Genomic DNA, 1,371 nt, shown 5'->3' on the forward strand with positions numbered 1-1,371 from the left:
CCCTTCCCCAGCCCTTCCCCCAGCCTCCTGAGCCCCTCCCCGATCTCCTCCGGCGTCTGCGTCACGAAGCACAGCCGCAGCGTCGACCGGTCGGGCTCACCGGCGTAGAAGGGCGCCCCGGGCACATAGGCGACATCGTGCCGCACCACCTCGGGCAGCAGGGCCGTCGTGTCGTACGACCGCGGCAGCCGGACCCAGAGGAACATTCCGCCCTCGGGCCGGCCCCAGGTGGAGCCCTCGGGGAGGGCGCCGGCCAGGCCCGCCAGCATGGCGTCGCGGCGCTCGCGGTAGACGTCCCTGACGTGGGCCACATGGGCGTCGAGGCCGGTCAGGTAGCGGGCGGCGGCGAGCTGGTTGACGGTCGGGGTGTGCAGGTCGGCGGCCTGCTTGGCGACCGCGCAGGCCCGCCGCAGGGCCGCGGGTGCGCGCAGCCAGCCCAGCCGCAGCCCGGGCGCCATCACCTTGGAGAAGGAGCCGAGCAGCACCGTGCGGTCCTCGGCTCCCGGGTAGGAGGCGATCCACGGCACCCGTTCGCCCTCGTACCGGAGTTCGCCGTACGGGTCGTCCTCGACGATCCACACCCCGCTCCGGGCGGCGACCTCGGCGATGGCCGCCCGGCGCTCGGCGGGGACGGTTCTGCCGGTCGGGTTCTGGAAGGTGGGCACGGTGTAGAAGAGCTTCGGCCGCTCCCGCCCGACCAGTTCCTCCAGCGTCTCCGGATCCACCCCGTCCGCGTCACCGGGCACGGCGACGACCCGCGCCCCCGCGAGCCCGAACACCTGAAGTGCCGCCAGATAGCAGGGGTCTTCGACGAGAACCGTGTCACCGGGCTCCAGCAGCGCGGTGGCCAGCAGCGACAGGCCCTGCTGAGAGCCGGTGGTGATGAGGAGGTCGTCGGCGTCCGTCGCCAGTCCGCGCGCCGACATACGCGCGGCGAGCCCGGCCCGCAGGCTCGGCTCGCCCTCCGTGGTGGAGTACTGCAACGCCTGCGCGGGCGCCTCCGCGAGCGCGTCACGGAAGGCGGCCGCGATGCCCTCCTGGTCGAACAGCTCCGGCGCCGGCAGCCCGCCCGCGAAGTTGATGACCTCGGGCCGTGCGGTCACGGCGAGAATGTCCCGCACGGGCGAGCCCCCCACGACCCCGGTCCGCGCCGCGAGCGGCGGCACGGCGGCAGAGACTGGACGGTGCGCGGGCTCGATGACGGTCATGACGCGGCTCCTTCGGCTCGGCGACGAGGGGTGACGGCTCGTGCCGGGCAGCCTAGAGAACTACATGCCACCTACAAGCGACTTTCCGGAATGCGGACCGGGAGGGGCAGGAGCCAAGCCCGGAACAGGGACCGTGATCCGGCCCCACCACCCCGCAAACCCC

General features: G+C 73.6%; 1 protein-coding gene. It reads right to left on the reverse strand.

Going from position 1 to position 1,371, the window contains the following annotated elements:
• The coding region (locus tag L0P92_RS44420) for an aminotransferase-like domain-containing protein (protein ID WP_234768806.1) at nt 1-1,208 on the reverse strand (1,208 nt) is incomplete at its 3' end.
• Nucleotides 1,209-1,371 lie beyond the last annotated feature (163 nt).

Origin of the sequence: Streptomyces muensis (genome assembly GCF_021474425.1) — a bacterium.
Lineage (GTDB): Bacteria > Actinomycetota > Actinomycetes > Streptomycetales > Streptomycetaceae > Streptomyces > Streptomyces muensis.